The 12,320-nt window shown below is 72.0% G+C and carries 14 protein-coding genes; 8 read left to right on the top strand and 6 right to left on the bottom strand.

Going from position 1 to position 12,320, the window contains the following annotated elements:
- Window positions 1-18: 18 nt before the first annotated feature.
- Window positions 19-303: a hypothetical protein gene (locus tag ACEZDG_RS18075; RefSeq protein ID WP_380510293.1), complete on the top strand. Its 285-nt coding sequence runs from the start codon at window positions 19-21 to the stop codon at window positions 301-303.
- Here the strand turns inward: ACEZDG_RS18075 and ACEZDG_RS18070 are convergent.
- Window positions 300-932, bottom strand: coding sequence for a TetR/AcrR family transcriptional regulator (locus ACEZDG_RS18070; protein ID WP_380510290.1), 633 nt, complete (start codon window positions 930-932; stop codon window positions 300-302). The two genes, ACEZDG_RS18075 and ACEZDG_RS18070, sit on opposite strands and share 4 nt — an antisense overlap.
- Window positions 933-1,002: 70 nt before the next feature.
- On the opposite strand from ACEZDG_RS18070, the gene ACEZDG_RS18065 reads away from it, so the two are divergent.
- The 6 genes from ACEZDG_RS18065 (at window position 1,003) to ACEZDG_RS18040 (ending at window position 6,971) form a co-directional block, all read left to right on the top strand.
- Window positions 1,003-1,824, top strand: coding sequence for an acetoacetate decarboxylase family protein (locus ACEZDG_RS18065; protein ID WP_380510287.1), 822 nt, complete (start codon window positions 1,003-1,005; stop codon window positions 1,822-1,824).
- Window positions 1,824-2,714 carry an SDR family NAD(P)-dependent oxidoreductase gene (locus tag ACEZDG_RS18060; protein ID WP_380510284.1) on the top strand — a complete coding sequence of 297 codons (891 nt, stop codon included), beginning with the start codon at window positions 1,824-1,826 and terminating at the stop codon, window positions 2,712-2,714. The genes ACEZDG_RS18065 and ACEZDG_RS18060 overlap by 1 nt, the downstream gene beginning before the upstream one ends.
- The gene (locus ACEZDG_RS18055; protein ID WP_380510281.1) at window positions 2,714-4,033 is read left to right on the top strand and encodes an amidohydrolase family protein; all 1,320 of its coding nucleotides are present in this window, start codon (window positions 2,714-2,716) and stop codon (window positions 4,031-4,033) included. Before ACEZDG_RS18060 ends, ACEZDG_RS18055 begins: the two co-directional genes overlap by 1 nt.
- Window positions 4,030-5,271 carry an amidohydrolase family protein gene (locus tag ACEZDG_RS18050; RefSeq protein WP_380510278.1) on the top strand — a complete coding sequence of 414 codons (1,242 nt, stop codon included), beginning with the start codon at window positions 4,030-4,032 and terminating at the stop codon, window positions 5,269-5,271. The genes ACEZDG_RS18055 and ACEZDG_RS18050 overlap by 4 nt, the downstream gene beginning before the upstream one ends.
- A gap of 93 nt (window positions 5,272-5,364) precedes the next feature.
- Window positions 5,365-6,249, top strand: coding sequence for a sterol desaturase family protein (locus ACEZDG_RS18045; protein ID WP_380510275.1), 885 nt, complete (start codon window positions 5,365-5,367; stop codon window positions 6,247-6,249).
- Window positions 6,246-6,971, top strand: coding sequence for a lysoplasmalogenase (locus ACEZDG_RS18040; RefSeq protein ID WP_380510272.1), 726 nt, complete (start codon window positions 6,246-6,248; stop codon window positions 6,969-6,971). Before ACEZDG_RS18045 ends, ACEZDG_RS18040 begins: the two co-directional genes overlap by 4 nt.
- On the opposite strand, the gene ACEZDG_RS18035 is transcribed toward ACEZDG_RS18040, so the two are convergent.
- Window positions 6,896-7,723: an exodeoxyribonuclease III gene (locus ACEZDG_RS18035; protein ID WP_380510269.1), complete on the bottom strand. Its 828-nt coding sequence runs from the start codon at window positions 7,721-7,723 to the stop codon at window positions 6,896-6,898. The genes ACEZDG_RS18040 and ACEZDG_RS18035 overlap by 76 nt on opposite strands.
- 154 nt (window positions 7,724-7,877) lie before the next feature.
- Between ACEZDG_RS18035 and ACEZDG_RS18030 the strand changes: the two genes are divergently transcribed.
- On the top strand, window positions 7,878-8,891 hold the full coding sequence (locus tag ACEZDG_RS18030) for a cytochrome c oxidase assembly protein (protein ID WP_380510266.1): 1,014 nt from the start codon (window positions 7,878-7,880) through the stop codon (window positions 8,889-8,891).
- On the opposite strand, the gene ACEZDG_RS18025 is transcribed toward ACEZDG_RS18030, so the two are convergent.
- The 4 genes from ACEZDG_RS18025 to ACEZDG_RS18010 all read right to left on the bottom strand — a co-directional run bounded on the left by ACEZDG_RS18025 (window position 8,872) and on the right by ACEZDG_RS18010 (window position 12,263).
- Window positions 8,872-9,657, bottom strand: coding sequence for an ABC transporter ATP-binding protein (locus tag ACEZDG_RS18025; protein ID WP_380510264.1), 786 nt, complete (start codon window positions 9,655-9,657; stop codon window positions 8,872-8,874). The two genes, ACEZDG_RS18030 and ACEZDG_RS18025, sit on opposite strands and share 20 nt — an antisense overlap.
- Window positions 9,650-10,513, bottom strand: a complete 864-nt coding sequence (locus ACEZDG_RS18020) for an ABC transporter permease (RefSeq protein WP_380510261.1) — start codon at window positions 10,511-10,513, stop codon at window positions 9,650-9,652. Before ACEZDG_RS18020 ends, ACEZDG_RS18025 begins: the two co-directional genes overlap by 8 nt.
- Before the next feature lie 122 nt (window positions 10,514-10,635).
- On the bottom strand, window positions 10,636-11,508 hold the full coding sequence (locus ACEZDG_RS18015; RefSeq protein ID WP_380510970.1) for a glycosyltransferase family 2 protein: 873 nt from the start codon (window positions 11,506-11,508) through the stop codon (window positions 10,636-10,638).
- A 23-nt stretch (window positions 11,509-11,531) separates the two neighbouring features.
- Window positions 11,532-12,263, bottom strand: coding sequence for a CDP-alcohol phosphatidyltransferase family protein (locus tag ACEZDG_RS18010; RefSeq protein WP_380510967.1), 732 nt, complete (start codon window positions 12,261-12,263; stop codon window positions 11,532-11,534).
- Window positions 12,264-12,320: the final 57 nt, after the last annotated feature.

Raw genomic sequence — 12,320 nt, 5'->3', positions numbered from 1 at the left:
CACCCCGCTCCATCCCGCATGTCCCGCAGAGTCGCGCTGGCCTTGACCGCGACGCTCGGGGCGGTCGCCGTGCTGGGTGGCGTCAGCGCGTGCAAGTCCGGTAGCAGCGGCGGTGGTTCGACGTCGCCGGCCACCACCCCCGCGCTGCCCAGCGGACTGCCGACCGGGCTCCCCACCGGGCTGCCCAGTGGCCTGCCCACCAACCTGCCCAGCGATTTCCCGACCGACCTGCCGACCAATGAGCTGCCGACGGCGATCCCGACCGACATCATCCCCTCCGGTCTGCTCCCCAGCGGGTCCTAGCCGCCGGCCTCGGCTCCCCAGAGCGAGCCCACCAGGGCGCGGATCGAGGCGGCGAAGAGGCGTTCTGGGTCGGGGGTGCGGGCCAGGGCGGCGGCCAGGGCCGGGTCCTGCTCCGCGGTCTCCACGTCCCAGAGGTCCGGTTCGCCGGGCTGCTGGCGGGGCGCGCGTTCGCGGTTGCGCTCCACCAGGACGAAGCCGACGACCTGGAACTGCACCGCCCGCACCGCCTGCGCCGCCGCCTCGCCGCGCAGCCCCGCCGCATGCGCCTCGTGGACCAGGGCGCGCTGGGCCGGCAGCATCATCAGCTCAGTCAGGCCGCGTTCGTGCACCAGCGCGATCAGGTGCGGGCGCTCCCGGAGCTTGCGCCGCAGCGCCAGCGCGACCGACTCGGCGCGCGCCGCCGGAGTCGCCCCGCGCGCCCGGATCTGCCCCATCTCCCGGACCGTGCGCTGCACCAGTTCGTCCAGCAGCGCCTCGCGGTTGCCGACGTGCCAGTAGATCGCGGTCACGGCCGCGCCGAGTTCGGCGGCGAGCCTGCGCATGGTCAGCGCCTGCGGACCCCGGGTCCGGACCAGTTCCTCGGCGGCGGTCAGCACCGCCTCCCGACTGAACTGCTGATGGGTTGTCACTTCTCTTTACCCTTCGCGCTGTTCGGAGTAACAGTGTTACAGACCGAAGCGACGAGAGGGTGGTTCTGCCATGGCACGAGTACGTTACGGCCCGCGCTCCGAGGCCGACATCGCGGCGGCGAAGAGCAGCCGCGCGGTGCTGCCCGACATCTGGTCGACCGGCGTGGTCGCGGTGTGGACCACCGACCCGGACGCGGTCGCCCAGGTGCTGCCGCCGCCGCTGAAGCCGGCCGAGCAGGCGCTGGTCCGGGTGAACATCAGCCAGGTCGACCTGTTCGGCTCACCGCTGGGCGCGGGCTCCTTCGCGGTCGGCGCGCAGCACGGCGCGCACACCGGCTGGTACCCGCTGGTGATGCCGATGAGCACCGAGCGGGCGCTGATCGGCGGACGCGAGGTCTTCGGCGAGCCCAAGAAGCTGGGCGAGGTCGCGGTCGAGCGGGAGGGCGACCGGGTGCGCGCCACGCTGACCCGGCACGGCATCACCTTCGTCGAGGTCGGCGGCCGGGTCACCGGCGAACTGCCACCGCCCGCGCCGGTCGAGAAGCTGGACTTCTACTTCAAGTTCCTGCCCGCCGTGGACGGCGAGGGCTTCGACCTGGACCCGGTGCTGGTGCACTGCACCCGGAACGAGCGGGTCCGGCGGCTGGAGCGGATCGAGGGCGAGGTGCTGCTGCGCGAGTCGCCGTTCGACCCGGTGGCGGACCTGCCGGTGCACCGGCTGCTGGAGATCACCATCGGTGAGAAGACCTCCGACCAGCGCGGCCGGGTGGTGGAGCGGGTGAGCCCGCGGGCGCTGCTGCCGTACGTCCACCAGCGCTACGACGACCCGATGCAGGTGCTGGACGCACCGCCGGCGCCGGCCTCGCCCGCCGTCCCGACCGGGGGCGAGTGATGGAGCTGCTGCCCGGACAGGTCGCCGTGGTCACCGGGGCGGCGAGCGGGATCGGCCTGGCCATGGCCGAGCGCTTCGCCGCCGAGGGCCTGAAGGTGGTGCTCGCCGATGTAGAGGAGCCCGCGCTGGACAAGGCCGTGGCCGGCCTGCGCGAGCGCGGCGCGGCCGCGGTGGGCGTACTGACGGACGTCTCCGAGCGGGCCGGTGTGGACGCCCTGGCGGACGCGGCGTACGGAGCCTTCGGCGCGGTGCACGTGCTGTGCAACAACGCCGGGGTCGGTTCCGGGGCCGAGGGCCGGATGTGGGAGCACGAGCCCAACGACTGGAAGTGGGCCTTCGCGGTCAACGTCTGGGGCGTGTTCCACGGCATCCAGGCGTTCGTGCCGCGGATGCTGGCGGCCGGGGCGCCCGGACACATCGTCAACACCTCCTCCGCGGACGGCGGGATCGCGCCGCTGCCCACCGCCTCGGTCTACGCGGTGACCAAGGCCGCCGTGGTCACCATGACCGAGTCGCTGTACGCGCATCTGCGCGCCGAGGGGGCGCCGATCGGCGCGTCCGTGCTGTTCCCCGGCCCGCACATGCTGCGCACCGGCCTGTGGGAGTCGCACCGCAACCGGCCGGACCGCTTCGCCAAGGAGAAGCCCCGGCGCACCCCCTACCGCAGCCTGGCGCAGTGGGAGGCGGCGATGGAGGCCGCGGGGCAGCAGATCGAGTTCACCCCGGTCGAGGACGTGGCCGGGACGGTGGTGGACGGCATCCGCGCGGACCGGTTCTGGATGCTGCCCGCGAGCGAGCACAGCGACCGGCAGATCCGGGCCAGGTCCCAGTCGATGCTGGACCGCGGCAACCCGGCCTACCTCGAACACTTCATCCTCGAGGAGGAGTGATGACCAGCAGTCAGCAGCAGGACCCCTATCTGATCATCTCGTCAGACTGCCATGCCGGGCTGCCGACCGAGCAGTACCGGCCCTACCTGGAGTCGGCGCACCACGCCGCCTTCGACGGCTTCCTCGCCGAGGCGTCCGCGCGGCGCGAGCAGGCGACCAGGCTCGGGGTGCGCAACGAGGCCTTCGCGCAGAAGTGGTTCGAGGACCACGAGGAGGGCCTGCGCGGCGGCTGGGACGCGGCGCAGCGCGACAAGGAGCTGGACGGCGACGGCGTGGCCGGCGAGGTGGTGTTCCCGGACGCCGACGCCGTGGACAGCACCACCGCCGCCCCCTTCGGCGTCGGCCTCGGGCTGAGCGGGGACCAGGACCCGGTGCTGGGCATGGCCGGGGCCAAGGCGCACAACCGCTGGCTGGCGGAGTTCATCGCGGACAGCGCCGCCCCCGAGCGGCACGCCGGGGTGGCGCTGCTGCCGATCACCGGCGAGGTGGAGCTGGTCGTCGCCGAGGTGCGCCGGGCGCACGCCTCGGGGCTGCGCGCCGTGATGATCCCGTCCATGTGGGTCGACAAAGAGCCTTATCACCACCGCCGCTACGACCCGGTCTGGGCGGTCTGCCAGGAGCTGCGGATGCCGGTGCTCACCCACTCCGGCGCGGCCCCGCGCCATGAGTACGGCGACCACCTGGGGATCTACGTCACCGAGGTCACCTTCTGGCCCTCCCGTCCGCTCTGGTTCCTGCTCTGGTCCGGGGTGTTCGAGCGCTTCCCCGGGCTGCGGTTCGGGGTGGCCGAGTCGGGCTGCTGGTGGCTGCCCAACCTGCTGTGGTTCATGGACCGGCTCTACCTCGGCGCGCACGGCGGCAAGAAGCTCTCGCCGTTCTCGGAGCTGACCATGGCCCCGAGCGCCTACGTCGACCGCAACTGCTTCATCGCCGCGACCAATACCAAGCGGCGCGAACTGGCGCAGCGCTACGAGATCGGCGTCGGCAACATCTGCTGGGGCAGCGACTTCCCGCACCCGGAGGGGACCTGGCCGAACACCCGGCAGTGGATGCGGACCACCTTCCACGACGTGCCGGTGGCCGAGACCCGGCAGATGCTGGGGCTGTCCTGCGCCGAGGTGTTCGGCTTCGACCTGGCGAAGCTCGCACCGGTGGCCCGCAGGATCGGCCCGACCCCGGCCGAACTGGGCCAGCCGGAGGACCAGTCGGCGGTCGAGGCGGCCTGGGCCCCCGCCCGCGAGGTCGGACGGCACTGGCTGACCGGCCACGACTTCCCCCTCATCGGCACGGCCGCGCCCACGGAAGGGAGCACGTTGTGACACCCCGTCAAGAACCTGAGCGGTACACCGTCGTCTCCGCCGACTGCCACGCCGGGGCGGACCTGCGGGACTACCGCCCCTACCTGGCCTCGCGCCACCACGGGGCCTTCGACGCCTGGGCCGCCGCCTACACCAACCCCTTCGCCGACCTGCAGGCCCCCGAGGCCGACCGCAACTGGGACAGCGGCCGTCGGCTCGCCGAGCTGGAGCAGGACGGCATCGTCGCCGAGGTGGTGTTCCCCAACACCGTCCCGCCGTTCTACCCCAGCACCTCGCTGACGGCGGCCCAGCCCACCGCCGAGGAGTACGAGCTGCGCTGGGCCGGGCTGCAGGCGCACAACCGCTGGATGGCGGACTTCTGCTCGCTCGCCCCGGGCCGCCGGGCCGGGACGATCCAGATCCTGCTGGGCGACCTGGACGCGGCGGTCGCCGAGATCCGCCGCTGCCGGGCGGCCGGGCTGACCGGCGGGGTGGTGCTGCCGGGCGTCCCGCCGGGGTCGCCGGTCCCCGAGCTCTACTCGGCGGCGTACGACCCGCTGTGGGCGGTGTGCGCGGAGCTGGACGTGCCGGTGAACCACCACGGCGGCTCGGCCGGCCCGGTGCTGGGCGAGGAGCCGGCCGCGCGGGCGGTGTTCATGGTGGAGACCACCTGGTTCTCGCACCGGGCGCTGTGGCACCTGGTGTTCGGCGGGGCGTTCCGGCGCTTCCCCGGGCTCCGGCTGGTGCTGACCGAGCAGGGCTCGGGCTGGATCCCGGGCGTGCTGGACATGCTGGACTACTACCATCAGCGGCTGGTCGGCGCGGCCACCAGGGCGTCCACCGCGGAGTCCAAGTTCGGCGCGGGGCTGGCCGAGGCGATGGGCGCGGGGCCGCGCGCGGTCTGGGAGCGCAACTGCTTCGTCGGCGCCAGCTTCATGCGGGCGCACGAGGTGCCGCTGCGCGAGCGGATCGGCCTGGACAAGATCATGTGGGGCAGCGACTTCCCCCACGACGAGGGCACCTTCCCCTACACCACCGAGGCACTGCGCACCGCCTACGCCGGCCTGCCGTACGCCGAGGTCGCGGCCATGGTCGGCGGCAACGCCGCCCGGGTCTACGGCTTCGACCTCCCCGCCCTGGACGCCCTGGCCGCCAAGACCGGCCCCCTGGTCTCCGACGTCGCCCAACCCCTACCCACTCCCCCTCCGGGCGCCACCAGCCCAGCCTTCGCCACCGGCGGCTCGGTGCGGGTCTGGTAGCGGCGGGGCGGTGGAGCACAGAACGGGGAGATTTTCCTACGGGTGAGTAACAACCTCTATGCAGGGAAGTCTCCCCGTTCTACGCTCCCCAGCATGCCGAACCTGCCCGATGCCGTGCTGTGGTCCGTCCCCGCCTTTGTGCTGTTGACGATCGTGGAGATCGTCTCCTTCTTCGTGCACCCCGACGAGGACGAGCAGGGGTACGCGAAGAAGGACACCGCGACCAGCCTCAGCATGGGGCTCGGAAGCCTGGTGACCAACCTCGGCTGGAAGCTTCCGGCGTTCGCGCTCTACAACCTGCTCTACGCGGCCACCCCGCTGCGGGTGCCGCTGCACTGGTGGACCACGGTGCCGCTGATGCTGCTCGGCCAGGACCTCTGCTACTACTGGGCGCACCGCTCGACCCACCGGATCCGGCTGCTCTGGGCGCAGCACGTGGTGCACCACTCCAGCCGGCACTACAACCTCTCCACCGCGCTGCGGCAGCCCTGGACCGATCTGACCTTCGGTGTCTTCTACCTGCCGCTGGTCCTGCTCGGGGTCTCCCCCGCCGCCGTGGCCTTCTGCTCCTCCGTCAACCTGGTCTACCAGTTCTGGATCCACACCGAGCGGATCGGCACCCTGCCCCGGCCGTTCGAGTTGCTGTTCAACACCCCCTCGCACCACCGGGTGCACCACGCCTCGCAGGGCGGCTACCTGGACCGCAACTTCGGCGGGATCCTCATCGTCTGGGACCGGCTGTTCGGCTCCTTCACCGCCGAGACCGACCGGCCGGTCTACGGCCTCACCAAGAACATCACCACCTACAACCCGCTGCGGGTGGCCACCCACGAGTACGCCGCGATCGGCCGCGACCTCGCCGCCGCCAGGAACTGGCGCGAGCGGGCCGGCTACCTGTTCCGGGGCCCTGGCTGGCGCCCCGCCGACCTGGCCGCGGCCGGTACGCCGCAGCGGGCGGACGCGCAGGTCGCCGCGTGACCCCGTCCCGTCCCACGGCCCGTCCGACGGCCCGTACGACGACAGTCGGCTACGCGGCCCTGTCCGTGCTGCACCTGGTCTTCCTGCTGACCGGGCTGTCGCTGGGCGCGGATCTGACCAAGCCGCTGCTGATGCTCGTGCTGGCGGCCTCGGTCGGGACGGCCGCGCCGCGGCTGCTGCTCGGCGCGCTGCTGGCGTCCTGCGCCGGGGACCTGTTCCTGATCTTCGGCGGCAGCTGGTTCCTGGTCGGCATGGGCGGTTTCGCCGTGGCCCATGCCTGCTACGTGACGCGGTTCGTCCGCACCGGCGCGCTGCGGAACCGGGCCCGGCTGCTGCGGACGGCGGCCCCGTACGCGGTGGTCTGGGCGGTGCTGATCACCATGCTCTGGCCGGACCTGGACGCCGGGCTGCGGATCCCGCTCGCGGTCTACAGCCTGCTGCTGACCGCGACCGCCGTCAGCTCCGCCTGCGCGGGGCTGCGCACCGGGATCGGCGGCGGCCTCTTCCTGCTCTCGGACAGCCTGATCGCCAGCGACCTGGCCGACTGGCCGCAGCTGCCGGCGGCCGGCTTCTGGGTGATGGCCAGTTATCTGACGGCCCAGTACCTGTTGGCCACCGGCATCGTCCGGCGGAGCCGGGACGGCGGTCAGAGCGCCAGGTCGACGACCACCGGGGCGTGGTCCGAGGTGCCCTTGCCCTTGCGGGCCTCGCGGTCCACGTAGGAGTCGCTGACGGCCTCGACGAAGGGCTTGTTGGCGTAGGTCAGGTCGATCCGCATGCCGTAGTTCTTGGGGAAGGCCAGCGCCCGGTAGTCCCAGAAGGTGTAGGGGTGGTCGTACTTCAGCGCCCGCGGGAACACGTCGGCCAGGCCGACCGCGCGCAGGTCGGCCAGGGCGGCCCGCTCGGCGGGGGTGACATGGGTGAGGCCCTCGAACTTGGCGACGTCCCAGACGTCCTCGTCGGTCGGGGCCACGTTGAAGTCGCCGAGGACGGCGAACGGGCGCCCGCCCGCGGTGTCCTCGCGGACGGCCTCGCGCAGCGCGGCCAGCCACTCCAGCTTGTAGGCGTAGTGGGCGTGGTCGACCTCGCGCCCGTTGGGCACGTACACCGACCAGACCCGGACCGGGCCGCAGGTCGCGGCGACGGCCCTGGCCTCCTGCTCCGGCTCGGGGGCGATCAGCGCGTCCTCGGCGCCGGTCGCCTCGGCGAGGTAGCCGGGCTGGTCCGGCAGGCCGCGCACCACGTCCTCCAGGCCGATCTTCGACAGGATCGCCACACCGTTCCAGCGGCCGTTGCCGTGCGCGGCGGTCTCGTAGCCGAGCTCGCGCACCGCGTCGAAGGGGAAGGCGTCGGTGGCGCACTTCAGCTCCTGCAGGCACAGCACGTCGGGGGCGGCCGAGCCCAGCCACTCGACCAGCTTCGGCAGCCGGGCGTTGACCGAGTTGATGTTCCAGGTAGCGACGCGAACGGTCATCAGACGACTGCTTCCGTGCGGTGACGTTAGGACACCAATAACCTACCGCCCGGCACCGACAACGGCCCCGCGTGAAGATCGCTCCACGCCCAGGAGCACAATCGGACGGCGGACTCGGCACGGCAGGCACGGCACGACAAGAGAGAGTTGCGGCATGATCCACACGCAGCTGGCAGCGGCCTACTCCGGGCCCCCGGCCTGGACCTTCGGCCGGGTCTTCAGCTCCTGGCAGCTGGAGCCGGTGGTGCTGGCGATCGCGCTGCTCGGCACCGTCGGCTATCTGTTCGGGGTGTCCCGGCTGCGCCGGGCGGGCACCGCCTGGCCGGTCGGCCGTACCGCGGCGTTCCTGCTCGGCATGGCGCTCTGGGTGTTCACCACCTGCGCCGGACTCGGCGTCTACGAGAAGGTCCTGTTCACCGACCGGGCGGTGCAGTCGGTGCTGCTGCTGATGGTCGTCCCGCTGCTGCTGGCCATGGGCGCCCCGGTGACCGTGCTGGTCGAGGCCGCCCCCGAGGGCCGCCGGGAGCGGCTGCGCGCGGCGGTGCGCGGCCGGGCCGCGCAGGTGCTGATGTTCCCGCTGGTGTCGACGGTGCTGCTGATCGTGCCGCCGTGGCTGCTGTACTTCAGCCCCTGGTACCGGCTGTCGCTGACCAGCACCGGTTTCAACATCCTGTTCCATGTGGCCTTCGTACTGCTGGGGCTGGCCTACTTCTGGCCCCGGCTGCAGATCGACCCGGTGGCCCGGCACTACCACCCGCTGCTCGGGGTGGCGATCACGGTGGCCGAGGTGATCTTCGACGCCGCCCTGGGCTTCGTGCTGGTGTTCGGCTCCACCCTGCTGGTCCCGCACTACTGGGCCGAGCTGGGCCGTCCCTGGGGCATGTCCCCGCGGACCGACCAGTCCTGGGGCGGCGCGGTGCTCTGGGGGCTCGGCGACATCGCCGGGGTGCCCTTCCTGGTCGCCCTGATCGTCCGGGTGATCCGCGAGGAGCGGGCCCGCACCATCGAGGTGGACCTCCAGCTGGACCAGGAGACGGCAGCCGCCAAGACCGGCACGGCGCGGACCGCCGAGCCCGCGGCGCTGGAGCCCGAGGAGGGCATGCGGCCCTGGTGGCTGGACGACCCGAACCTGGCCCACCGCTACGGTCCTAGTTCCGGCCCTTCATGAAGTCCTCGTACAGGTCCACGACGTCCTCGGTCGGACCGTCGGCCCGGATGACGCCGTGCTCCAGCCAGATCGTGCGGTCACAGGTGTCCCTGATCGCCGCGTTGTTGTGGGAGACCAGGAAGACCGTCCCGGCCTCCCGGCGCAGCTCCTTGATCCGGGCTTCGCTGCGCCGCTGGAACGAGGCGTCGCCGGTCGACAGCGCCTCGTCGATCAGCAGCACGTCGTGGGTCTTGGCCGCCGCGATCGAGAACCGCAGCCGCGCCCCCATGCCCGAGGAGTAGGTCCGCATCGGCAGCGAGATGAAGTCGCCGCGCGCGTTGATCCCGGAGAAGTCCACGATCTCCTGGTACTTGGCCCGGACCTCGGCGTAGGACATGCCCATCGCCAGGCAGCCGAGCACCACATTGCGCTCCCCGGTCAGATCGCTCATCATCGCCGCGTTCACCCCCAGCAGCGAGGGCTGCCCGTCGGTGTAGATCGCCCCGGAGGCGGTCGGCAGCAGCCCGGCCACCGCCGACAGGGTGGTCGACTTGCCCGAGCCGTTGGAACCGATCAGGCCGATCGCCTCCCCCTTGTACGCGGTGAAGCTGATGCCTCTGACCGCGTGCACCTCCCGCAGCGCCGGGGAGGTCCTGCGGTTGGCGATCCGGGACAGCGCGGAGGTGGCCGAGCCCTTGCCTGCGCCCGCGCCGTAGATCTTGTAGATGATGTGGACGTCGTCCACGACGACCGTGGGCGTCCGCCCACCCGGCCCGGTGTCAGCCACGGCCGTACTCCGCCTCGGCCTTCCAGAAGAAGACGAATCCGCCGATCGAGGCCAGCAGGGCCCAGCCGAGGACGGCGATCCAGGAGTGGTGCGGGATGGCGCTGGCCGGCACCGAGTCCATCAGGGCGAACCGCATCAGTTCGTTGAACAGCAGCGCCGGGTTGAGGTTGAGCAGCGTGGCGATCCAGGACGCGTGCCCGGCGGTGATGTTGCCGACGCTCCAGAAGATGCCGGAGCTGTACATCCAGGTGCGGATGATGAACGGCATCAGCTGCGACAGGTCGGTGGTCCTGGACCCGATCCTGGCCAGGACCAGCGCGAGACCGGTGTTGAACAGCGTCTGCAGCAGCAGGATCGGGACGACCAGGAGCCAGCGGAGGGTGAGCGGCTCGCCGGTGGCCAGGATGATCACTCCGAGCACGATCATGGAGAACAGCAGCTGCTGCAGCTGGATCACCGTGGTGGCGATCGGCAGGCAGGCCCGGGGGAAGTGCAGCGCCCGCACCAGGCTCAGGTTGTCGGCGATGGCCCGGGTCCCGGCCATGACCGCGGACTGGGTGAACTGGAACACGAAGACACCGGTGCACAGGTACGCGATGAAGTTGGGGATGCCCTTGTTGGTGCCCAGCAGCACACCGAAGATCAGGTAGTAGACGGCCGCGTTGAGCAGCGGGGTCACCACCTGCCAGGCCGAGCCCAGCCGCGCCGTGGTGTAGAGGGCGGCGACCCGTGCGGTCGCGTACGCCAGGATGAAGTGGCGCCGCGACCACAGGTCCCGGGTGTACTCGGTGAGGCTCGGCCGGCGCCCGCTGACCGTGAGGCCGTACTTCGCCGCCAACTCGGCGGGGCTGAGCACGGGGCCCGGCTCCGCGAGCCCGGAAGCCGGAACACCACCGCTGTACTGGGTCACTTACCGACGTTCTCACGAACCCGGCGACCCGGCAGTACATATACCGCCAAAACGGGCGCGGCAGAGCGTCAGATCACCGGCGGGCGCCCCAGTCTGGTCATCCGCCACACCGTGCGCCAGCGGATCGGACGGCGCGGCCCGCAGGGGGTGCGCCAGCCGTCGGCGAAGCCCGCGAACCAGGCCTTGAGCGCCGGTCCGGACGGGCGCCGGGCCAGGGTGAGCAGCATCCAGACGCCCAGGTAGACCGGGACGACGACGGCCGGCAGATTGCGCCGGGCCAGCCAGACCCGGTTCCTGGCGATGTTGTGGTTGTAGACCGCGTGCCTGCTCGGCGGGGTCTTCGGGTGGTTCAGCAGGATGTCCGCGCGGTACTCGATGTCCCAGCCGGCGTCCAGCGCCCGCCAGGCCAGGTCGGTCTCCTCGTGGCCGTAGAAGAAGTCCGCGGGGAGCTGCCCGGCCGTGGCGAAGACCTCGCTGCGGACCGCGCTGGCGCCGCCCAGGAAGGTGGTGACCTTGGACGAGTGCAGCGGGTCGGCGGCCCGGAGCCGGGGGACGTGGCGCCGCTGGGTCTCGCCGGTCTCCGGGTCGGCGATCCGGAAGCTGACGATGCCGAGGCGCGGCTCGGCGGCGAACGCCGCGCGGATCCGCTCGGCGTCCTCGTCCTGCGGCAGCAGCCCGTCGTCGTCGAGGAAGAGCACCACGTCGACGTCCGAGCCGTCCTTGCCGAAGGCCTCGATGCCGACGTTGCGACCGCCGGGGATGCCGAGGTTCTCCGGGGTCTCGACCCCGCGCACGCCGTCGGGCAGCGACGGCAGCGGCACGCCGTTGGCCACCACCACGACCTCGACGGCGGGGCCGCGCTGGACCGCGACCGAGTCCAGCAGCGCCTTGAGCTCGACCGGGCGGGTGCCCTGGGTGAGCACCACCGCGCCGAGCCGCAGCTCCTGACCGTCCGTCCGACCGCTCATCGCAGCCTGCTCGACATGACGATGCTGACCAGGTGCAGCACGGTCTGCAGCACCGCGATGCCGGCCAGGACCGCGACCGCCAGCCGGGTGAAGAACAGGTCGCCGTGGGCGAAGTCGGCGATCCCGGCCGCCAGCAGCACCAGCGAGGCCTCGACCCCGCCGATCAGCCGGTGGAACTTCAGCGAGGCCACCAGCTTGCGGGCCAGGGCCACCCCGGAGGCGCGCGGCACCGAGGCGGAGTCCTCCACCGCGGTCAGCCCGCGGCGGATCCGGGCCACGTCGACCAGGTCGGTCTCGGCCTTGATCAGGATCGCGCCGAGGGCGGCGACGGTGCCGAGGAAGGCCCACATCCAGTTGGTGCCGCCGCCGTGCTTGAACAGGTCGGCGGCGCGCAGGCCGGCCCCGGTGAGCAGCGCGGCCTCGGACAGGTAGTGGCCCACCCGGTCCAGGTAGACCCCGGTGGTCGAGGTCTGCTTGCGCCAGCGGGCCAGTTCGCCGTCGACGCAGTCCAGGCCCAGGTACGCCTGGATCAGCAGGGCCGCGAGCACCGCCCCGGTCAGGCCGGGGATCAGCAGCGCGGCGCCGCCGAGCACGCCGGTGAGCATCATCAGCCAGGTCAGCTGGTTGGGGCTGACCGGCGCGTCGATCAGGTGCCGGGTGACCCGGGACGAGATCTTCCGCATGTAGAGCCGGCCGGCCCAGTGCTCGCCGGACCGCCGTTCGAGCATGCCCTCGGGGTGGGCCACGGCGCGGAACTCCGCGATCGTGGGCTTGCCGCCCTTGGC

It is taken from the genome of Streptacidiphilus alkalitolerans (assembly GCF_042511045.1).
GTDB lineage: Bacteria > Actinomycetota > Actinomycetes > Streptomycetales > Streptomycetaceae > Streptacidiphilus > Streptacidiphilus alkalitolerans.
Note: the sequence above shows the minus strand (reverse complement) of the source record. Positions and strands in the feature narration are given on the sequence as shown.